This is a genomic window from Brenneria izadpanahii (assembly GCF_017569925.1).
GTDB lineage: Bacteria > Pseudomonadota > Gammaproteobacteria > Enterobacterales > Enterobacteriaceae > Brenneria > Brenneria izadpanahii.
In genome coordinates this window covers 3692129-3713800 of sequence record NZ_CP050854.1, presented here as the reverse complement: position 1 = coordinate 3713800, position 21672 = coordinate 3692129, and the positions used below count along the sequence as shown (strand labels likewise).

Sequence of the window (21672 nt, the reverse complement as noted above, 5' to 3'; positions counted from 1 at the left end):
ACGACAAAAGGCAGTACAAAAAGTCATTTTGGTATCTTTTTTGCTTTCCCCATAATCATAGGAAAAGCACATAACGTGATGCAGGAGAACAGATTGCAACGGGCGCGATGTTATCTGCTGGGCGAGAAGAGCGTGGTTCTGGAACTGGAACCACCGATGACGCTGCTAAGCCAGCAGCGCATCTGGGGGCTGGCCGAACGTTTGAATCACCATGAAGCGGTGCAGGAAGCGATTCCGGGAATGAACAACTTGACGGTGCTGCTGGAACATCCGCAACAGTCCGCGCTGGATGCGATTGAGCGCCTGCAACGCTGGTGGGAAGACAGCGAGTCATTGGTATTCGAGCCCCGTGATATTGATATCCCAGTGACCTATGGCGGAGAGGCCGGGCCGGATTTGGCGCTGGTCGCCGATCATTGCCGCATGACTGAAAAACAGGTGGTGGAAGCGCACGCCTCCGCCAGCTATATCGTTTATTTTCTCGGCTTTCAGCCTGGCTTTGCCTATCTGGGTGGGTTGGACGAAAGGCTATATGTTCCCCGCCGCTCTGAACCCAGACTGAGAGTGGCGGCCGGCTCGGTTGGCATCGGCGGCTCTCAGACCGGTATTTACCCGTTATCAACGCCGGGCGGCTGGCAACTGATTGGCCGTACTTCGCTGGCTTTGTTCAACCCACAAAGCATGCCGCCGACATTATTGCGCCCTGGCGATAATATTCGGTTTTTGCCTCAGAAGGCGGGCATATGCTGAAAATTATTCATTCCGGATTGTATACCTCGGTACAGGATACCGGACGCTTCGGCTTTCGCCGTCTGGGCATCAGTCAGTCCGGCGCGCTGGATATACCCGCGCTCAAGCTGGCGAATCTGTTGGTGGGCAACGAAGAGAATGCCGCCGCGCTGGAAATCACGCTGGGAAGATTCGCCGCTACTTTTACGTCGCCTTGCTGGGTCGCGTTGACCGGGGCCGACTGCCATGCCGAGTTGGATGGCAAACCGTTGTGGACCGGCTGGCGTTTTGCCGTAACCGCCGGACAAACATTGAAAATGCATCTGCCGCGCCACGGGATGCGCAGTTATCTGGCGGTTTCCGGCGGCATTGAGGTGGCGGAAGCGCTAGGGTCGCGCAGTACCGATCTGAAGGCGGGTTTCGGCGGATTTGCCGGACGTTTGCTGGCGGATGGCGATGAGCTGGCGCTGGGAACCGCCGCCCGGTTGCCGGCCAGGGAAATCGGAGTGAAGCAACTGCTGTTCGGCAACCGCGTTAGAGCCTTGCCGGGGCCGGAATACCAGGAGTTCAGCAAAGACGCGCAAGAGAAATTCTGGCGCACGCCCTGGCATCTCAGTCCGCAAAGCAACCGGATGGGCTATCGGCTACAGGGGCCGGAATTACAGCGGACCACCCCGCGGGAAATGTCATCGCATGGCCTGCTGCCGGGCGTGGTGCAGGTGCCGCATAACGGTCATCCGATCGTGTTGCTGGCCGATGCGCAAACCACCGGCGGCTATCCGCGTATTGCCTGCGTGATTGAGGCCGATCTATACCATCTGGCGCAAATACGTCTGGGGGAGCCGGTGCATTTTATTCGTTGTACGCTGGCAGAGGCCCAGCGCGCGGCACAGGAGCAGCAGCGTTATCTTGAACAACTGGCGTGGAGGCTACATGATTATTGACCTGAATGCCGACCTGGGCGAAGGCGGCGAGAATGATGAGGCATTGTTAAAACTGGTCAGTTCGGCAAATATTGCCTGTGGATTTCATGCGGGAGATGCTCAGACCATGCGGCAGTCGGTGCGTTGGGGCATTGACTACGGCGTCGCTATTGGCGCGCATCCGAGCTTCCCGGACCGTGAAAATTTTGGCCGTAAAGAGATGCAGTTGCCCGCCGAGACGGTTTTTGCCCAGGTGGTTTATCAGATCGGCGCGCTGGCCGCGATAGCGGCGGCGGAAGGTGGAAAGCTGGTCCACGTCAAACCGCATGGCATGCTTTACAATCAGGCGGCCCGCGAGCCCGCGCTGGCCGACGCCATCGCCCGCGCGGTGAAAATGATTAATCCGGCGTTGCGTCTGGTAGGGTTGGCCGGCAGCGAACTGATTCGGGCCGGACAGCGATTAGGCCTGGTAACCCGGCAGGAAGTGTTTGCCGATCGCTGTTATTTGCCGGATGGCTCTTTGGTGCCGCGTTCGCAATCGGGCGCGCTGATCAACAGCGACGATCTCGCCTTAGCCCAAACGTTGGAAATGATCCAACGCAAGCGCGTTCGCGCCAGCGATGGCTCCTGGGTCGATGTTCAGGCGGATACCGTCTGTGTTCATGGCGATGGGCAGCATGCGCTGACATTCGCGCGCAAGTTGCGCAACTGTTTTTCTCAGCATCAGATTAACGTTACCGCTGCATGATACGTGATGCGATCGCGCGTCTGATCCAGACCACTACCGCCTAAGCGAGGGCAGATGAAAACCGTATTAATTACCGCGTTCGAACCTTTTGGCGGCGAGAGTTGCAATGCGTCATGGGAAGCAGCGAAAATTTTTCATCAGCGTGAGATCGCCGGAGCCAGAGTTGTCGTCTGCCAGCTTCCTTGCGTATTCGATCTGGCTTTACAGCAGCTTTATCGCGCGGTGGCGCAGTGGCAGCCGGAGGTCGTCATCGCCGTCGGCGAAGCGGGGGACGAGCCGATATCTCGGTAGAACGGGTGGCGATTAATGTTAATGATGCGCGTATAGCGGATAATCAGGGCAATCAACCTATTGATACGCCGGTGATTGAAGGCGGTCCAGCCGCTTATTTTTCAACTTTGCCGGTAAAAGCGTTGGTCGCTGCGCTGCGCGGCGCCGGTATTCCGGCATCGGTATCGCAGACGGCGGGCACCTTTGTTTGCAACCATCTGATGTATGGTCTGTTGCATCTTCTCTATCAGCAGGGCGACGCGGTACGCGGCGGTTTTGTGCACGTCCCTCATTCGCCACGGCAGGCGGTCGATCATCCTGGCGAACCCTGCATGCCGACCAGTACGGTAAGCGACGCGCTGGAAATTATCATCAGCCAGTCGCTATTGGCGCGGCAGGATATGCCTGTCGCCGGAGGTTCCTTACACTAGCTGTCTGGATTTTTTTATTACGGAGCGATTCATGCCGGAAGGACCGGAAATCCGCCGAGCGGCAGACCAACTGGCGGCGGCAATGGTTGGAAAGAGATTAACCCGCGTCTGGTTCGCTTTCCCTGAACTAAAACAGTATGAGCCGGCGCTAATCGGACAAAAGGTTGAGCGGATCGTTACCCGGGGTAAAGCTCTGCTGACCTATTTCACCAGCGGCCTGGTGCTTTACAGCCATAACCAGTTATATGGCGTATGGCGGGTGGCGAAGGCGGGGGAAACGCCGGAAACCAAACGCGATCTGCGGGTCAGACTGGAAACGGCGGAGCAGGCCGTTCTGCTTTATAGCGCTTCCGACGTTGAAATGCTGACGGTGGATTCGCTCTCCTCTCACCCCTTCTTGCAGCGTATCGGTCCCGATGTGTTGGATCTGACGCTGACGCCGGAGCAGGTCAGCGAACGGTTACTCTCTGCGCGGTTTCGCCGTCGCCGGTTCAGCGGCTTATTGCTCGACCAGGCTTTTCTTGCCGGGCTGGGAAACTACCTGCGAGCCGAGATTCTTTGGCAGGCGCAGCTGGCTCCGCAGCATTGCGCGCAGGATTTGAGCGCCGAACAGCTGCAAACTTTGAGCCGGGCGCTGCTTGATATTCCCCGTTTGTCCTATAACACGCGCGGCGCGGCGGATGAAAACCGCCATCATGGCGCCGTTTTCTCTTTCAAGGTGTTTCATCGTGAAGGCGAGGCCTGTCCGCGCTGCGGGCGTATTATTGAGAAAACGACGCTGGCTTCGCGCCCGTTTTTCTGGTGTCCCGCTTGTCAGAAATAAAAAACGCAGGAGCGTTTTTCACAAAGACAGCTTATCAGGGGGAGATAACCGACTAAAGAAGCCGGATTGCCCCCCTCTCCAGTGGAGGGGATGGCCGGGGCGGGGTAAAAACTGAGACGTTCGTCATGCAGGCCGGGAGCTCCGGCCTTTGTTTTACTGGGCCGATCAATCTTTCTGCAGATTGGATGCAAAATCACGTTTGGCGTAGCCGGTATAGAGCTGACGCGGACGCGCAATTTTAATCCCGTCGTCATGCATTTCATTCCAGTGGGCGATCCAGCCGACGGTACGCGCCATGGCGAAGATCACGGTAAACATGGAAGAGGGGATGCCCATCGCTTTCAGAATGATGCCTGAGTAGAAATCGACGTTCGGATACAGCTTCTTCTCAATGAAGTACGGGTCATTCAGCGCGATGTTTTCCAGTTCCATGGCGACTTCCAGCAGGTCGTCTTTTCTGCCCAATTCCTTCAACACCTCGTGACAGGTTTCGCGCATCACGGTTGCGCGCGGGTCATAGTTTTTATACACGCGGTGACCGAATCCCATCAGACGGAATGAATCGTTCTTGTCTTTGGCCCGCTTGATAAACGCCGGAATATGTTCAACGGAGCTGATCTCTTCCAGCATGCGCAAACAGGCTTCGTTCGCTCCGCCGTGCGCCGGTCCCCATAGAGACGCAATACCCGCGGCGATACAGGCGAACGGGTTGGCGCCGGACGATCCCGCCGTTCTCACCGTGGAGGTTGAGGCGTTCTGTTCGTGGTCGGCGTGCAGAATCAAAATACGATCCATGGCGCGTTCCAATACCGGGTTCACTTCATACTCTTCGCACGGCGTCGCGAACATCATGTACAGAAAGTTACCGGCATAAGAGAGGTTGTTTTTGGGGTAAACAAAGGGTTGACCGAGCGAGTATTTGTAACACATGGCGGCAACGGTCGGCATTTTAGACAGCAAGCGGTAAGCGGCGATTTCACGGTGGCGTTCGATGCTGATATCCAGCGAATCATGGTAGAACGCGGCCAGAGCGCCGGTCACGCCGCACAGTACGGCCATAGGGTGCGAGTCACGACGAAAGCCGTGGAACAGACGGGTAATCTGTTCATGGATCATAGTGTGGCGCGTTACCGTGGTTTTAAACGTGTCGAACTGCTCCTGCGTCGGCGCTTCGCCGAAAAGCAGGATATAGCAAACTTCGAGATAGTTGGATTTTTCAGCCAACTGGGCGATAGGGAAACCACGGTGTAATAAAATGCCCTCTTCACCGTCGATATAGGTGATTTTAGATTCGCAGGATGCGGTGGAGGTGAAACCGGGATCAAATGTAAACAACCCTTTGGAGCCCAAAGCTCGGATATCGATCTCTTTTTGTCCCAACGTACCGGTTAGCACGTCAAGTTCAATCGGGTCTTTACCGTCTAGCGTAAGCGTTGCTTTTTTGTCAGTCATTTATAGTCTCCTAGCGCTTTAATTTAAAACTTTTTTCACCGAAGAAATACCGTCATGCCTGTAAACCGGCTTAATGATAGACCGGCTGAAACTCTGTAGCGACGCATCGTCAATAGGGTACAGAGTGGAGCTGAAAGCCCAGCTGCCTTCGGGATGAATACATCGTTCTCCAGATAATTAATCATTCTCTGAATTTGTCATAGTGATATCTATCACTTTTACATGGTTATCCGTCCCACTGTTACATAAGTTGTGGCGGCGGGGAAGAAGTAACCGCTGAGCTTTACTACAGCATAGGGAATTTAACGCCGAAGTTGTAATTCAAATGTTGAAATTTTGTCAAATAACATGATTGCTTTTGTATGAAATGTAAAATTCGTGACATGAGTCACTATTCAAGGGAAATGTCACCAAACATTTTGTGTGTTAATTGTAATGGATATGTGAAGAACCTATACTTTCGTCAGGTCTCCGGGATACCTTGCAGTTGGAGCACCCAGTATGAATGGAACATGCGCTGTTTAGATACCGGAATGTCGATGTTTGAGCGCGTATCGTAAAACGAGTTTCAGGTTTTCGGCATTCATTCATGCTGTCTGACCTCATCAAGGCCCGGAGGAAAACACAATAATAAAAGCTGTGTGGGCAAATCTGTGAAAAAACAAAGACCTGTTAATCTGGATCTGCAAACGATCCAATTTCCCGTTACTGCGATAGCCTCTATTCTTCACCGTGTATCTGGCGTTATCACCTTTGTCGCTATCGGCATCCTGCTGTGGCTGTTGGGACTCTCGCTTTCTTCAGAGGCGGGATTCTTACGCGCTGCGGAGATAATGGATAGCTTCATGGTCAAATTTATCGTCTGGGGCATTCTTACTGCGCTGGCCTACCATCTTGTGGGCGGCTTACGTCACCTGATGATGGACTTTGGCTACATAGAAGAAAGCCTTTCCGCCGGTAATCTTTCGGCCAATATCTCTTTTGTCGTTACTGTCGTGCTTTCACTTCTGGCTGGAGTCCTCGTATGGTAAGCAATGCTTCTGCGTTAGGACGAAATGGCGTACACGATTGGTTGCTGATTCGCGCTTCCGCCATCGTCATTGTGTTGTATGTCGTTTATCTGATTGGCTTTATTGTCTCCGCTAATAACATAACCTATGAAATCTGGCGCGCCTTCTTCGCGATGACGCTCACCAAAGTCTTCACGCTGCTCACGCTGTTTTCCATCCTGGTGCATGCATGGATAGGGTTGTGGCAAGTGCTGACCGATTACATCAAACCGTTGGCTTTGCGTCTGACTTTACAGTTGGCGATTGTGGTCACGCTGCTGGTGTACGTCATTTATGGAACTATTGTGGTGTGGGGGGCGTAATGAATCTGCCAATCAGAGAGTTTGATGCAGTCGTTGTCGGAGCAGGCGGCGCAGGTATGCGCGCCGCGCTGCAAATATCACAGATGGGGTTGTCCTGCGCCCTGTTATCCAAAGTATTTCCAACCCGTTCCCATACCGTGTCCGCGCAGGGCGGCATTACCGTTGCGCTGGGTAACACCCATGAAGACAACTGGGAATGGCATATGTATGACACCGTGAAAGGTTCCGACTATATCGGCGATCAGGACGCGATTGAATATATGTGTAAAACCGGCCCGGAAGCGGTTCTGGAGCTGGAACACATGGGATTGCCGTTTTCGCGCCTGGACGATGGCCGAATTTATCAGCGCCCGTTCGGCGGGCAATCCAAAAACTTTGGCGGCGAACAGGCAGCCCGTACCGCCGCCGCCGCCGACCGTACCGGCCATGCCCTGTTGCATACCCTGTACCAGCAGAATCTGAAAAACCACACCACCATCTTTTCCGAATGGTACGCGCTCGATCTGGTGAAAAATCAGGATGGCGCGGTGGTTGGCTGTACCGCGATTTGTATCGAAACGGGGGAAGTCGTCTATTTCAAAGCGCGCGCCACCGTTCTGGCGACCGGCGGCGCGGGCCGTATCTACCAGTCTACGACCAATGCGCATATCAATACCGGCGACGGCGTCGGTATGGCGCTACGCGCCGGCGTGCCGGTGCAGGATATGGAGATGTGGCAGTTCCACCCGACGGGCATCGCCGGCGCCGGGGTGCTGGTGACCGAAGGCTGCCGCGGCGAAGGCGGCTATCTGCTGAATAAACACGGCGAGCGTTTTATGGAACGCTACGCGCCGAATGCCAAAGATTTGGCCGGTCGCGATGTGGTCGCCCGTTCCATTATGATCGAGATCCGTGAAGGCCGGGGTTGTGAAGGGCCGTGGGGACCGCATGTCAAGCTGAAGCTGGATCATTTGGGTAAAGAGGTTCTGGAGTCGCGTTTGCCGGGGATCCTTGAACTGTCCCGCACCTTTGCTCACGCCGATCCGGTGAAAGAGCCGATCCCGGTGATTCCGACCTGCCACTATATGATGGGGGGGATCCCGACCAAAGTCAGCGGTCAGGCGCTGACCATCAACGAGCAAGGCGAGGATGTCGTCATCCCCGGTTTGTTCGCCGTGGGTGAAATCGCCTGCGTTTCTGTTCATGGCGCCAACCGTCTGGGCGGTAATTCGCTGCTCGATCTGGTGGTGTTCGGCCGCTCGGCGGGGATGCATTTAAAGGAATCGCTGGAAGAGCAGGGCGCGTTCCGCGACGCCGGCGAATCGGATATTGAAGGCTCTCTTGAACGTCTTAACCGCTGGAACAACGCCCGTTCAGGCGAAGACCCGGTGGAGATTCGCAAGGCGTTGCAGTCCTGTATGCAACACAATTTCTCGGTTTTCCGCGAAGGGGAGGCGATGGCGAAAGGTCTGGAAGAGCTGAAGGTGATCCGCGAGCGGTTGAAGAGCGCGCGGCTGGATGACCACTCCACCGAATTCAATACCCAACGGGTTGAATGCCTGGAGCTGGATAATCTGATGGAAACGGCGTATGCGACAGCCGTGTCCGCCAATTACCGAACCGAAAGCCGTGGCGCGCACAGCCGTTTCGACTATCCTGATCGTGACGATAAAAATTGGTTATGTCATTCGCTGTATCTGCCGCAAACCGATAGCATGACGCGCCGCGAGGTGAACATGCAGCCTAAACTGCGCCCGGCTTTCCCGCCGAAAGTGCGTACTTATTAATCGCGGGGGATCGACTGATGAAACTTGAATTTTCTATTTATCGTTACAACCCGGATGTTGATAATGCGCCGCGGATGCAGGACTACCAGTTGGAGGCGGAAGAAGGGCGCGACATGATGCTGCTGGACGCCTTGATTCTACTCAAGGAGCAGGATCCGACCTTATCGTTCCGCCGTTCATGCCGTGAAGGCGTTTGCGGCTCGGACGGCGTTAACATGAACGGTAAAAATGGCCTGGCCTGCATCACTCCGGTATCGGCATTACGCCGCGGAAACAGTAAAATCATCATCCGGCCCCTGCCAGGATTGCCCGTTGTGCGAGATTTGGTGGTAGATATGGGGCAATTCTATGCACAATATGAGAAAATAAAACCTTACCTGTTGAATAACGGAAAGAATCCTCCGGCGCGTGAACATTTACAGTCACCAGAGCAGCGTGAAAAGCTGGATGGATTATATGAATGTATCATGTGTGCCTGCTGCTCGACCTCTTGCCCGTCGTTCTGGTGGAACCCAGATAAGTTCGTCGGGCCGGCGGGCCTGCTGGCCGCATACCGCTTCCTGATTGATAGCCGCGATACGGAAACCAAGCCCAGACTGGACGACCTGGACGATGCTTTCAGCGTATTCCGCTGTCATAGCATTATGAACTGCGTCAATGTTTGTCCGAAAGGCCTTAACCCGACGCGGGCGATTGGCCACATTAAATCCATGTTGCTGCAGCGCAACGGGTAACCGGGCGGGCGAGGGATTTTCGTTATCTCCGCGGCGGTCGGCGGGGATCCGCTTCCGCTGGCAGGGAAGACGCCGCGGGCGTAACGCAGGGTTTTATCGTTAGACAGACCATCTTCCTGAAACCGGCTTCGGTCCGGGGAGATGGCAGGAAACCTTTAAAAACGGGCTTGGCGCCAGAAGCGGTTTTTAAAGGTTCCTTAATGGGCGCTCCGCACTAGGGAGCGGCAAATGAACCGTTTTACGGCAACCGATTTTATACGGCACGAATAACATGTTAACCACGGCGAAAACTGAAGCTTATTAGCTTAAGGGATCATAATGCAGAACGGCGCAATGAAGGCCTGGCTGGATTCCTCCTATCTGGCGGGCGCAAACCAGTCCTACATAGAGCAGCTCTATGAAGATTTTTTAACCGATCCAGACTCAATCGATCATAGCTGGCGTTCTATCTTCCAGCAGTTGCCTACGGCTGGGATTAAACCGGATCAGCTCCACTCCAAAACTCGCGAATATTTTCGCCGTCTGGCGAAGGATTCCTCACGTTATACCTCGTCGATTACCGATCCTGACAGCGATGCGAAGCAGGTCAAGGTATTGCAGCTTATCAATGCCTTTCGCTTTCGCGGTCATCAACAGGCTAATCTCGATCCCCTGAATTTACGTCCTCAGATCCCGGTGCCTGAGCTGGATCTTGATTACCACAATCTGACCCAGGATGACTTGCAGGAAACCTTCAACGTGGGTTCATTTGCCATCGGCAAAGACACCATGAACCTGGGCGACTTGTACCAGGCGCTGAAGCAGACCTACTGCGGCTCGATCGGGGCTGAGTATATGCACATCACCAATACGGAAGAAAAACGCTGGATTCAGCATCGTATTGAGTCCGTGATGGGGCAGCCTTCCTTCACCGCCGATGAGAAAAAATGTTTCCTGAAAGAGCTGACCGCCGCCGAAGGTCTGGAGCGTTATCTCGGCGCCAAATTCCCCGGCGCCAAGCGTTTTTCGCTGGAGGGCGGCGATGTCTTGGTGCCGATGCTGAAAGAGCTGGTGCGTCATGCGGGCAACAATGGCACGCGTGAGGTTGTGCTCGGCATGGCGCATCGTGGTCGCCTGAATGTGCTGATTAATGTGGTCGGGAAGAAGCCGCAGGATTTGTTTGATGAATTCTCCGGCAAGCATAAAGAGCATCTGGGCACTGGCGATGTGAAATATCACCAGGGTTTTTCCTCCGATCTGGAAACGGAAGGCGGATTGGTGCATCTGGCGCTGGCCTTTAACCCCTCGCACCTGGAAATCGTCAGCCCGGTGGTGACCGGCTCGGTGCGCGCGCGGCTCGATCGTCTGGATAATCCGGTCGGTACGCTGGTTCTGCCGGTGACCATCCACGGTGACGCGGCCATCAGCGGACAGGGCGTGGTGCAGGAAACGCTGAACATGTCCAAAGTGCGCGGTTATGAAGTGGGGGGAACGCTGCGTATCGTTATTAATAACCGTATCGGATTCACCACCTCTAACCTGCTGGATATCCGCTCCACGGAGTATTGCACGGATATCGGTAAAATGGTGCAGGCGCCCATTTTCCACGTTAACTCCGACGACCCGGAGGCGGTGGCTTTCGTTACCCGTATTGCGCTGGATTTCCGTAATACCTTTAAGCGCGACGTGTTTATCGACCTGATTTGTTACCGCCGCCACGGCCATAACGAGGCCGATGAGCCTAGCGCCACCCAGCCGATGATGTACCGGAAAATTAAAAAACATCCGACGCCGCGTAAAGTGTATGCCGATCGGCTGGAACAGGAGCAGGTGGTGACGCTGGAAGACGCCACCGAAATGATCAATCTGTATCGCGATGCGCTGGATAGCGGGGAATGTGTGGTGGAAGAGCGGCGCGAGATGGATATGCAGGCCTTCACCTGGTCGCCCTATCTGAATCACGAGTGGGACGAACCCTATCCGAACAAGGTCGAGATGAAGCGTTTGCAGGAACTGGCCAAGCGCATCAGCGAAATTCCCGAAGCGATAGAAATGCAGCCGCGCGTGGCCAAGGTGTACCGCGATCGGGCGGAAATGGCGAAGGGCGACAAACCGTTCGATTGGGGCGGCGCGGAAATGCTGGCCTATGCGACGCTGGTCGATGACGGCGTTTCGGTGCGGCTGTCCGGCGAGGACACCGGTCGCGGAACCTTCTTCCATCGCCATGCCGTGGTGCATAATCAGAAAAATGGTTCAGGTTATACGCCGCTTGAGCATGTACATAATGCGCAGGGCGAGTTCAAAGTCTGGGATTCGGTGCTGTCGGAAGAGGCGGTACTGGCGTTTGAGTATGGCTATGCGACGGCCGAACCGCGCACTCTGACTATCTGGGAAGCGCAGTTTGGCGATTTCGCCAACGGCGCCCAGGTGGTTATCGATCAGTTCATCAGCTCCGGCGAGCAAAAATGGGGACGGATGTGCGGGCTGGTGATGCTGCTGCCGCACGGCTATGAAGGGCAGGGGCCGGAACACTCTTCGGCCCGCCTGGAACGCTATCTGCAACTGTGCGCCGAGCAGAATATGCAGGTGTGTATCCCCTCCACGCCGGCGCAGGTTTATCACATGCTCCGCCGCCAGGCGCTGCGCGGCATGCGCCGTCCGCTGATTGTGATGTCGCCGAAATCGCTGCTGCGTCACCCGCTGGCGATTTCCTCTCTGGAGGATCTGGCTAACGGCAGCTTCCAGCCGGCGATTGGCGAAACCGATGATTTGGACCCTAAAGCGGTCAAGCGCGTCGTTCTCTGTTCCGGTAAGGTTTATTATGATCTGCTGGAACAACGTCGTAAAAACGAGCAGAAAGATGTGGCGCTGGTGCGTATCGAACAGCTTTATCCCTTCCCGCATCAGGCGGTGCAGGCCGCACTGGAGCCGTTCTCTCACGTCCTTGATTTCGTGTGGTGTCAGGAAGAGCCGCTGAACCAGGGCGCCTGGTATTGCAGTCAGCATCATTTCCGTGAAGTCATTCCATTCGGGGCTTCTTTACGTTACGCCGGACGTCCAGCCTCCGCTTCACCCGCTGTTGGCTATTTGTCCGTACACCAGAAACAGCAGCAAGCTCTGGTTAATGACGCGCTGAACGTTGATTAAATAAAAGGATAGATAATGAGTAGCGTAGATATTTTTGTCCCTGATTTGCCAGAATCGGTAGCCGATGCAACCGTGGCTACCTGGCATAAGAAACCAGGCGATAGCGTCCAGCGCGATGAAGTGCTGGTCGAAATTGAAACCGACAAAGTCGTACTGGAAGTGCCCGCGTCCGAAGCGGGGGTTCTGGATGCGATTTTGGAAGATGAAGGCGCCACCGTGACCTCTCGCCAGGTGCTGGCTCGTCTCCGTCTGGGCGACAGTTCAGGGAAAGAGACCAGCGAAAAGCCCCAAAGTAAAGAGTCTACGCCGGCGCAGCGTTATACTGCGGGCCTGGAAGATGAAAACAACGATGCGCTTAGCCCGGCGATCCGTCGTCTGATCGCGGAGCACGATCTGAATCCTGCCGACATTAAGGGCAGTGGCGTCGGCGGCCGCATTACCCGCGAAGATATTGACAAATATCTGTCCGCGCAGAAGAAAGACGCCGGAAAAGAAAAAGAAGATAAGCCCGCGGCCACGCCGGCTTCGTCCCCCGCAACGGCTCCGGCATTAGCCGGTCGTAGCGAAAAGCGCGTGCCGATGACGCGGCTGCGCAAGCGCGTGGCTGAACGCCTGCTGGAAGCGAAAAATAGTACGGCGATGTTGACGACGTTCAATGAAGTCAACATGAAGCCGATTATGGATCTGCGCAAGCATTACGGTGAAATGTTTGAAAAGCGTCACAGTGTGCGTTTAGGATTTATGTCTTTCTATCTCAAGGCGGTAGTTGAAGCGTTGAAGCGTTTCCCGGAAGTCAATGCGTCCATTGACGGCGAAGATGTGGTTTATCATAACTATTTTGATATCAGTATCGCCGTATCAACGCCACGCGGTCTGGTGACGCCGGTGCTGCATGATGTTGATACGTTGGGGATGGCTGAAATTGAAAAACGGATCAAAGAGCTGGCGTTGAAAGGGCGCGATGGCAAGTTGACCGTTGAAGAGTTGACCGGCGGTAATTTTACTATTACCAACGGTGGTGTTTTTGGTTCGCTGATGTCGACCCCGATTATTAACCCGCCTCAAAGCGCGATTCTTGGCATGCATGCGATTAAAGACCGTCCGATGGCTGTGGATGGTCAGGTTGTCATTCTGCCAATGATGTATCTGGCGCTGTCCTACGATCATCGCCTGATCGATGGCCGTGAGTCCGTAAGCTTCCTGGTTACGATAAAAGAGATGCTGGAAGATCCGACTCGTCTGTTGTTGGATATCTAATTTGGCGGGCGGTAGGGTAGGCGATCGATGCTTACCCCTCATAACTTCATAATTATAATTATGTGCTATGCAGGTCGTTGCTGTTAACGACGTTCTCAAAAAACGAAAACCTGAATGGATAGAACATCATGAATTTACATGAATATCAGGCAAAACAACTTTTTGCTCGATATGGGTTACCGACACCGGTCGGCTATGCTTGTACTACGCCGCGTGAGGCGGAAGAGGCCGCATCAAAAATTGGTGCGGGTCCTTGGGTGGTTAAATGCCAGGTTCACGCAGGGGGCCGGGGTAAAGCGGGCGGAGTGAAGGTCGTCAGCAACAAAGAGGATATCCGCGCGTTTGCTGAAAGTTGGCTGGGCAAAAATCTGGTTACGTATCAGACGGATGCGCTTGGCCAACCCGTTCACCAGATTCTGGTGGAAGAGGCGACCGATATCGATAAAGAACTCTACCTGGGCGCGGTTGTCGATCGCGGCAGCCGTCGCGTGGTGTTTATGGCATCCACGGAAGGCGGGGTGGAAATTGAAAAAGTCGCCGCGGAAACTCCGGAACGGATTCATAAAGCCGTATTGGATCCGCTAACCGGGCCTCAGCCCTATCAGGGGCGTGCGCTGGCTTTCAAAATGGGCTTAAGCGGTAAACAAGTCGCGCAGTTCAGCAAAATTTTCATGGGGCTGGCGAAGATGTTTCTGGAGCGTGATTTGTCGCTGGTGGAGATTAATCCATTGGTCATCACCAAACAGGGCGATTTGATCTGCCTGGACGGCAAACTGGCGGTAGACGGTAACGCATTGTTCCGTCAGCCTGAACTGCGCGAAATGCAGGATCCGACTCAGGAAGATTCCCGCGAAGCGCACGCCGCTCAGTGGGAGCTGAATTATGTGGCGCTGGACGGAAACATCGGCTGTATGGTGAATGGCGCCGGTCTGGCGATGGGGACGATGGATATCGTCAAGCTGCACGGCGGGGCGCCGGCTAACTTCCTTGACGTGGGCGGCGGAGCCACCAAAGAGCGCGTAACGGAAGCGTTCAAAATCATCCTGTCTGATGACAACGTCAAAGCCGTATTGGTCAATATCTTTGGCGGCATCGTGCGTTGCGATTTGATCGCCGACGGTATCATCGGCGCCGTCGCGGAAGTGGGCGTTAACGTACCTGTCGTTGTGCGCCTGGAGGGCAACAACGCGGATGTGGGCGCCCGGAAATTGGCGGATAGCGGCCTGAATATTATTGCCGCGACCAGTCTGATCGATGCGGCTCAGCAAGTCGTTGCGGCAACGGGAGATAAGTAATGTCCATTCTGATTAATAAAGACACCAAAGTTATTTGCCAGGGATTTACCGGCAGTCAGGGGACTTTTCACTCCGAGCAAGCGCTTGCTTACGGCACGAAGCTCGTTGGGGGCGTAACGCCGGGCAAAGGCGGCACCGAACATTTGGGATTACCGGTTTTTAATACCGTGCATGAAGCTATCGAAGCCACCGGCGCGACCGTCTCCGTTATTTATGTGCCCGCGCCGTTTTGTAAGGACTCGATTCTGGAAGCCATTGATGCCGGAATTAAGTTGATTATCTGCATTACCGAAGGTATCCCGACGCTGGATATGCTGATTGTTAAGGTCAAGCTGGATCAGAACGGCGTGCGAATGATTGGTCCGAACTGTCCGGGCGTTATCACGCCTGACGAGTGCAAGGTCGGCATTATGCCCGGACACATTCATCTGCCGGGGAAAGTCGGTATTGTTTCCCGTTCCGGCACTCTGACTTACGAAGCGGTAAAACAGACAACCGATGCAGGACTGGGCCAGTCCACCTGCGTGGGGATCGGCGGCGACCCTATTCCCGGCTCCAGCTTCATTGATATTTTGCAACTGTTTGAGCAGGATCCGCAGACCGAAGCGATCGTTATGATCGGCGAGATCGGCGGAACGGCGGAAGAAGAGGCCGCGGCCTACATCAAAGAGCACGTGACGAAACCCGTCGTCAGCTACATTGCCGGCGTTACCGCGCCCAAAGGCAAGCGTATGGGGCATGCCGGGGCAATTATCGCCGGCGGCAAAGGCACCGCTGATGATAAGTTTGCCGCGCTGGAAGCCGCCGGGGTGAAAACGGTGCGCAGTCTGGCCGATATCGGCGATGCGGTAAAAAGCGTTCTCGAACGATGATTCGGCTATATAAGACGAAGGGTATAGCAGACCGACTGTTATGACCTCGTGATTGCAAAGTTCGACATGTTTGGCCACCTGATGTACATAGGTGGCTTTTTTTATGGCGGGCGTCCTGCCCGCCACCCTACGGGCCGCCGCCAGCGGCGTTTAAAATCGCTCCCGGCGATTTTTTATGGCGTGCTATCCCTGCCCGCCACCCCACGGGCCGTCGCCAGCGACGTTTAAAATCGCTCCCGGCGATTTTTTATGGCGTGCTATCCCTGCCCGCCACCCTACGGGCCGTCGCCAGCGACGTTTAAAATCGCTCCCGGCGATTTTTTATGGCGTGCTATCCCTGCCCGCCACCCTACGGGCCGTCGCCAGCGACGTTTAAAATCGCTCCCGGCGATTTTTTATGGCGGAATTTTAATACATTCGGTCAGTTCTAATCGTTGATGATTATTGTTAATTAATTACTGCAATTGTGTAGCAATAAAGAGGCGTAATTAATTCTTTAAATACAGCGTGAACAATAGATAGGCGAATAGAAACGAATAGAAAGAACAGCACATAAGATAAATTATCGGCAATAAAGTAAAAAATATATTACCAGGCTAGCTTTAATTTAAACCAATGTGATACATGGATTTAACAAATGCGATTAACATGAAATCATTATAACCTGTTAATTAACAATAAACGCTTGATTTGTTTTAGATCAAGATTTGTCTATGGATATATTTTTAGAAATGCGCTTAAATTGCGCCAAATCAATTATTGCGTAAGATCGGCCTTACCCCAAAAGTTGATTTGAAATCAAAAACCCAATCTGAGTCACGTAAAAACCTATTTATTGTATGGGATTACAGGCGTAATATACCGATACTCTATCTTAGGATACGATACTTGTAATATTTGTGATTTTTCTTTGGCTTGCTGTTGGATTCGCCGGGGGATTTTCCGGCGTTCGTTAAAGCCTGTGCTGAAGCAATTTCTGTTGTGTTCTTTTTCGGGTGTTTACTGACGGGTGTTTAGTGGCTTGTTAGCTTAAAACCTTCCTGCGAGGAGCAAGGAGTCAAGATGTTTGATATAGTCGAACTGTCACGCTTACAGTTTGCCTTAACCGCAATGTACCATTTTCTATTCGTGCCGTTAACGCTGGGGATGGCGTTTCTGCTGGCGATTATGGAAACGGTATATGTGCTGTCTGGCAAACAAATCTATAAAGATATGACTAAATTCTGGGGCAAGTTATTCGCAATTAACTTTGCTCTGGGTGTGGCGACCGGGCTGACGATGGAGTTTCAGTTTGGCACCAACTGGTCATACTTTTCGCATTATGTCGGAGATATCTTCGGCGCTCCGCTCGCCATTGAAGGCTTGATGGCATTTTTCCTTGAATCCACCTTTGTTGGTCTGTTCTTTTTCGGCTGGGATCGTTTGGGAAAAGTTCAACATATGGCGGTCACCTGGCTCGTCGCGTTGGGTTCCAACTTCTCCGCTCTATGGATCCTGGTGGCAAACGGCTGGATGCAAAACCCCATCGCCTCTGATTTCAACTATGAAACCATGCGTATGGAAATGGTGAGCTTCGCCTCGCTGGTGCTGAATCCGGTTGCTCAGGTGAAATTCGTTCACACCGTCGCCGCCGGCTACTGTACCGGCGCGATGTTCATTCTGGGCATCAGTTCCTACTATCTGCTAAAAGGCCGCGACATCGCTTTCGCCAAGCGTTCATTCGCTATCGCCGCCAGCTTCGGTCTTGCTTCCGTTCTCTCTGTTATCGTACTGGGCGATGAATCCGGTTATGAAATGGGCGACGTGCAGAAAACCAAACTGGCCGCTATCGAAGCAGAATGGGAAACCCAACCGGCTCCGGCGTCTTTCACGCTGATTGGTATTCCTAATCAGGAGACTCTGGAAAACGATTATGCGATCCGTATCCCTTATCTGATGGGGCTGATCGTGACTCGCTCCACCGATAAGCAGGTTACCGGTCTGAAAGAGCTGATGGAACAGCACGAAGTGCGTATTCGCAACGGTATGAAAGCCTATCAGCTTCTGGAAGAACTGCGCGCCGGCAATACCGATCCCGCGATTAAAGCTGCGTTTAACGAGTCCAAGCAGGATCTGGGCTACGGCATGTTGCTGAAACGCTATACGCCGAAAGTTTCTGACGCGACCGAAGCGCAAATCCAGCAGGCGACGAAGGATTCCATCCCGCGTGTCGCGCCGCTGTATTTCTCTTTCCGTATCATGGTGGCGTGCGGCGTATTGATGCTGCTTATTATCGGTCTCTCTTTCTGGACCGTGCTGCGCGGCAAAATCGGCGAGAAAAAATGGCTGCACCGCGCCGCGTTGTACGGTATCCCATTGCCGTGGATCGCAGTGGAAGCAGGGTGGTTCGTTGCCGAGTATGGCCGTCAGCCTTGGGCTATCGGTGAAATATTGCCGACTGCGGTTGCGAACTCATCACTAACCGCAGGCGATATCCTATTCTCTATGGGGCTGATTTGTGGTCTGTATACGCTGTTCCTGATTGCGGAAATGTATCTGATGTTCAAATTCGCGCGTCTGGGGCCAAGCAGCCTGAAAACGGGTCGCTACCATTTTGAGCAGCCGATAGCGGTCGCGCAGGAAGCACGGTAAACGGGAGTCCACTATGTTTGAATATGAAGTATTACGATTTATCTGGTGGCTGTTGATCGGCATTCTGCTGATTGGTTTTGCCGTCACCGATGGTTTTGACATGGGGGTAGGGGTGTTGGTTCGTCTGATGGGACGAAGTGACACCGAACGCCGTGTGATGATCAACAGTATTGCCCCGCACTGGGACGGAAACCAGGTATGGCTGATCACCGCGGGCGGCGCGCTGTTTGCCGCCTGGCCGATGGTCTACGCCGCCGCATTTTCCGGTTTTTATATTGCGATGATCCTGGTATTGGCGTCGCTGTTCTTCCGTCCCGTCGGTTTTGACTATCGTTCCAAAATCGAAGATCCGCGCTGGCGCGGTATGTGGGACTGGGGCATCTTCATCGGCAGTTTCGTTCCGCCGGTGGTGATTGGCGTGGCTTTCGGCAACCTGTTGCAGGGCGTGCCGTTCCATGTCGATGAATATCTGCGCCTGTACTATACCGGTAATTTCTTCCAGCTTCTGAATCCGTTCGGGCTACTGACCGGGGTGGTCAGTCTGGCGATGATTGTGGCTCATGGCGCAACATATCTGATGATGCGCACCAGCGGCGATTTGCACGTTCGCGCCAAGTCCGTCGCGCAGATTGCCGCTCTGGTCATGATGGTGACTTTCGTGCTGGCCGGTATTTGGGTGATTTACGGCATTGATGGTTATGTCGTGACTTCCGCCATAAATACGGCGGCTGAATCCAATCCGCTGCATAAAGAAGTTGCGCATCAGGCCGGCGCCTGGCTGATTAACTTCAACAACCACCCGGTGCTGTGGGTAATTCCGTTGTTGGGGGTAGTATTACCGCTGTTGACTACCGTCATGGCGCGGATGGAGAAGGGCGCGATGGCCTTCCTGTTCTCTTCGTTGACCATTGCTTGCGTGATTTTGACCGCCGGTGTGGCGATGTTCCCCTTCATTATGCCGTCGGTCACTATGCCGAATGTCAGTCTGACTATGTGGGATGCGACCTCAAGCCTGCTGACGCTGAAAGTGATGACGGTGGTGGCGATTATCTTCGTCCCGATTGTGCTGTCTTATACCGCGTGGTGTTACTACAAAATGTTCGGACGCATTACCAAAGAACATATTGAGCAGAACACTCACTCAATGTACTAAGTAAGGAGCTTAATTTATGTGGTATTTTGCTTGGATACTCGGAACGCTTCTTGCTTGTTCACTAGGGATCATTACCGCCCTGGCGCTTGAGCAGAGCGAGGCAAGCCAAAAGACCGAAGATGAAACTCAATGAGTGATTTGGTCGATAAGTTGTATCGTCTGATGGATAAGAGCCCGCTTCGGGCTCTTTCCCTTATCATGGCGCTGATGACCGCCGGATGTGTTTTCTGGGATCCCGGCCGTTTTGCGGCGAGAACCAGCGAACTATCGGTCTGGCAGGGGTTTCTGTTGATTTGGGCCGTTTGCGCGGGCGTCGTTCACGGCGTCGGATTTCGCCCTCGCCGGCTGCGTTGGCGGGCGTTTTTCAGTCCGCTTCCGGCCCTGGCGATCCTGGCGTTAGGACTCTATCATTTCTTCCGGTAACCCTATCGTCTATTCCATTTGGTTATGGGTTGCTTGCAACCCATAATTATTTTCTTTCCATTGTTGCAATCCATTCCCAACCTCATTTCTCTTGCGTATAGTAGCGGTGTTTATAGCATTGCCGGGATGTAGAGTGAGTAATACGTTGTTCTGCTGGCCAGTTCGGGTCTACTTTGAAGATACTGATGCAGGTGGTGTTGTCTACCATGCACGCTACGTCGCCTTTTATGAAAGGGCGAGGACAGAAATGCTGCGTGAACACAATTTTCATCAGCAAGCCTTAATGCGTGAGCATGTCGCTTTTGCCGTTCGCCGAATGGCGGTGGAGTATTATGCTCCGGCGCGTCTTGACGATCTGTTGGAGGTGCAAAGCGAAATCGTTTCGATACGTGGTGCCTCTCTGACTTTCTTACAGCGCATTCTTAATTCAGATGGCAAATTACTGAGTCAGGCTGACGTTTTGATCGCATGTATCGATCCATATCAAATGAAGCCCATCGCGCTTCCTAAGTCTATTGTCGCGGAGTTTAAGCAGTGACTGACATGAACATTCTTGATTTGTTCCTGAAGGCAAGCCTTCTGGTCAAACTAATCATGCTGATTTTAATCTGTTTTTCCATCGCTTCCTGGGCGATCATCATCCAGCGTACCCGCATTCTGAATGCGGCGACGCGTGATGCCGAAGCATTCGAAGATAAATTTTGGTCAGGTATCGAGCTGTCTCGCTTGTATCAGGAAAGTCAAACCCGCCGCGATACGCTGACGGGAACAGAACAAATCTTTTATTCCGGGTTCAAAGAGTTCGCTCGCCTGCATCGCGCCAACAGCCATGCGCCGGAGGCGGTTGTTGAAGGCGCATCCCGGGCGATGCGTATTTCCATGAATCGCGAGTTGGAAGCATTGGAAACGCATATCCCGTTTCTGGGCACCGTGGGATCCATCAGCCCGTATATCGGCCTGTTTGGCACCGTTTGGGGCATTATGCACGCGTTTATCGCTTTGGGCGCGGTGAAACAGGCAACGCTACAGATGGTCGCGCCTGGTATCGCCGAGGCGTTGATTGCAACGGCTATTGGTCTGTTTGCGGCGATACCCGCCGTTATGGCGTATAACCGCCTTAACCAGCGGGTAAACAAGCTGGAACAGAATTACGATAACTTTATGGAAGAGTTCCTTGCCATCCTGCATCGTCAAGCCTTCTCCAGCGATAGCAGTAAATAATCAGGGGGGATCATGGCTCGACTACGCAGAGGGCGTCGTGAACTGAAATCCGAGATCAACATTGTTCCGCTGCTGGACGTGCTGCTGGTGCTGTTGCTGATCTTCATGGCGACCGCACCGATTATCACGCAGAGCGTTGAAGTCGATCTGCCGGATGCTACGGATTCCAAAACGGTTTCCAGCAATGATAATCCTCCGGTGATCGTTGAAGTGTCGGGCGTCGGACAATACAGCCTGGTGATTGAACAAAACCGGATGGAACAACTGCCGGCGGAACAGGTGGTTGCTGAGGCTCAGGCTCGTCTGGCGGAAAACCCTAAAGCGGTATTTTTGATTGGCGGTGCAAAAGATGTTCCTTATGATGAAATTATCAAAGCGCTGAACCTGTTGCATCAGGCCGGAGTGAAATCCGTTGGGCTGATGACGCAACCGATCTGAATTAGCGA

Annotated in this window: 20 protein-coding genes and 1 pseudogene; 20 read left to right on the top strand and 1 reads right to left on the bottom strand. The window is 53.6% G+C overall.

All coding sequences use genetic code 11. The features are described from left to right. Positions 1–93 precede the first annotated feature (93 nt). The 5 genes and pseudogenes from pxpB to nei all read left to right on the top strand — a co-directional run bounded on the left by pxpB (position 94) and on the right by nei (position 3924). Positions 94–750 carry a 5-oxoprolinase subunit PxpB gene (pxpB, locus tag HC231_RS16570; RefSeq protein WP_208231378.1) on the top strand — a complete coding sequence of 219 codons (657 nt, stop codon included), beginning with the start codon at positions 94–96 and terminating at the stop codon, positions 748–750. After that, a complete protein-coding gene (gene pxpC, locus HC231_RS16565; protein WP_208227849.1) occupies positions 744–1673 on the top strand; it encodes a 5-oxoprolinase subunit PxpC in 930 nt (309 codons plus the stop codon). Before pxpB ends, pxpC begins: the two co-directional genes overlap by 7 nt. Then, the gene (gene pxpA, locus HC231_RS16560; RefSeq protein ID WP_208227848.1) at positions 1663–2400 is read left to right on the top strand and encodes a 5-oxoprolinase subunit PxpA; all 738 of its coding nucleotides are present in this window, start codon (positions 1663–1665) and stop codon (positions 2398–2400) included. Before pxpC ends, pxpA begins: the two co-directional genes overlap by 11 nt. A 54-nt stretch (positions 2401–2454) precedes the next feature. Then, positions 2455–3101: pseudogene (gene pcp, locus HC231_RS16555) on the top strand (pyroglutamyl-peptidase I). 31 nt (positions 3102–3132) lie between these two features. Next, positions 3133–3924: an endonuclease VIII gene (gene nei / locus HC231_RS16550; RefSeq protein ID WP_208227847.1), complete on the top strand. Its 792-nt coding sequence runs from the start codon at positions 3133–3135 to the stop codon at positions 3922–3924. Between the two features lie 165 nt (positions 3925–4089). On the opposite strand, the gene HC231_RS16545 is transcribed toward nei, so the two are convergent. Next, positions 4090–5376, bottom strand: a complete 1287-nt coding sequence (locus HC231_RS16545; RefSeq protein WP_208227846.1) for a citrate synthase — start codon at positions 5374–5376, stop codon at positions 4090–4092. Between the two features lie 641 nt (positions 5377–6017). Between HC231_RS16545 and sdhC the strand changes: the two genes are divergently transcribed. The 15 genes from sdhC to tolR all read left to right on the top strand — a co-directional run bounded on the left by sdhC (position 6018) and on the right by tolR (position 21664). Then, positions 6018–6407, top strand: a complete 390-nt coding sequence (gene sdhC, locus HC231_RS16540) for a succinate dehydrogenase cytochrome b556 subunit (RefSeq protein ID WP_208227845.1) — start codon at positions 6018–6020, stop codon at positions 6405–6407. Beyond that, positions 6401–6748 (top strand): succinate dehydrogenase membrane anchor subunit, encoded by a 348-nt coding sequence (gene sdhD / locus HC231_RS16535; protein ID WP_208227844.1) that lies wholly within the window; start codon positions 6401–6403, stop codon positions 6746–6748. The genes sdhC and sdhD overlap by 7 nt, the downstream gene beginning before the upstream one ends. Next, positions 6748–8514, top strand: a complete 1767-nt coding sequence (sdhA, locus tag HC231_RS16530) for a succinate dehydrogenase flavoprotein subunit (protein ID WP_208227843.1) — start codon at positions 6748–6750, stop codon at positions 8512–8514. Before sdhD ends, sdhA begins: the two co-directional genes overlap by 1 nt. Positions 8515–8531: 17 nt before the next feature. After that, positions 8532–9248 carry a succinate dehydrogenase iron-sulfur subunit gene (locus HC231_RS16525; protein WP_208227842.1) on the top strand — a complete coding sequence of 239 codons (717 nt, stop codon included), beginning with the start codon at positions 8532–8534 and terminating at the stop codon, positions 9246–9248. Between the two features lie 318 nt (positions 9249–9566). Then, a complete protein-coding gene (gene sucA, locus HC231_RS16520) occupies positions 9567–12374 on the top strand; it encodes a 2-oxoglutarate dehydrogenase E1 component (protein ID WP_208227841.1) in 2808 nt (935 codons plus the stop codon). Between the two features lie 15 nt (positions 12375–12389). After that, on the top strand, positions 12390–13631 hold the full coding sequence (gene odhB, locus HC231_RS16515; RefSeq protein WP_208227840.1) for a 2-oxoglutarate dehydrogenase complex dihydrolipoyllysine-residue succinyltransferase: 1242 nt from the start codon (positions 12390–12392) through the stop codon (positions 13629–13631). Between the two features lie 128 nt (positions 13632–13759). Then, positions 13760–14926, top strand: coding sequence for an ADP-forming succinate--CoA ligase subunit beta (gene sucC, locus HC231_RS16510; protein WP_208227839.1), 1167 nt, complete (start codon positions 13760–13762; stop codon positions 14924–14926). Further along, complete coding sequence (gene sucD, locus HC231_RS16505; RefSeq protein WP_208227838.1) at positions 14926–15798, top strand: succinate--CoA ligase subunit alpha; 873 nt, start codon at positions 14926–14928, stop codon at positions 15796–15798. Before sucC ends, sucD begins: the two co-directional genes overlap by 1 nt. A 1062-nt stretch (positions 15799–16860) precedes the next feature. After that, complete coding sequence (cydA, locus tag HC231_RS16500) at positions 16861–18429, top strand: cytochrome ubiquinol oxidase subunit I (protein ID WP_208227837.1); 1569 nt, start codon at positions 16861–16863, stop codon at positions 18427–18429. A gap of 13 nt (positions 18430–18442) precedes the next feature. Then, positions 18443–19582, top strand: a complete 1140-nt coding sequence (cydB, locus tag HC231_RS16495) for a cytochrome d ubiquinol oxidase subunit II (protein WP_208227836.1) — start codon at positions 18443–18445, stop codon at positions 19580–19582. 16 nt (positions 19583–19598) lie between these two features. Beyond that, on the top strand, positions 19599–19715 hold the full coding sequence (cydX, locus tag HC231_RS16490; protein WP_072065791.1) for a cytochrome bd-I oxidase subunit CydX: 117 nt from the start codon (positions 19599–19601) through the stop codon (positions 19713–19715). Next, positions 19712–20005: a cyd operon protein YbgE gene (gene ybgE, locus HC231_RS16485; protein WP_208227835.1), complete on the top strand. Its 294-nt coding sequence runs from the start codon at positions 19712–19714 to the stop codon at positions 20003–20005. Before cydX ends, ybgE begins: the two co-directional genes overlap by 4 nt. A 133-nt stretch (positions 20006–20138) precedes the next feature. Beyond that, on the top strand, positions 20139–20543 hold the full coding sequence (gene ybgC / locus HC231_RS16480; RefSeq protein ID WP_208227833.1) for a tol-pal system-associated acyl-CoA thioesterase: 405 nt from the start codon (positions 20139–20141) through the stop codon (positions 20541–20543). After that, positions 20540–21226 (top strand): Tol-Pal system protein TolQ, encoded by a 687-nt coding sequence (gene tolQ, locus HC231_RS16475; protein WP_208227832.1) that lies wholly within the window; start codon positions 20540–20542, stop codon positions 21224–21226. Before ybgC ends, tolQ begins: the two co-directional genes overlap by 4 nt. Positions 21227–21238: 12 nt before the next feature. Then, on the top strand, positions 21239–21664 hold the full coding sequence (gene tolR / locus HC231_RS16470) for a colicin uptake protein TolR (protein ID WP_208227831.1): 426 nt from the start codon (positions 21239–21241) through the stop codon (positions 21662–21664). Positions 21665–21672: the final 8 nt, after the last annotated feature.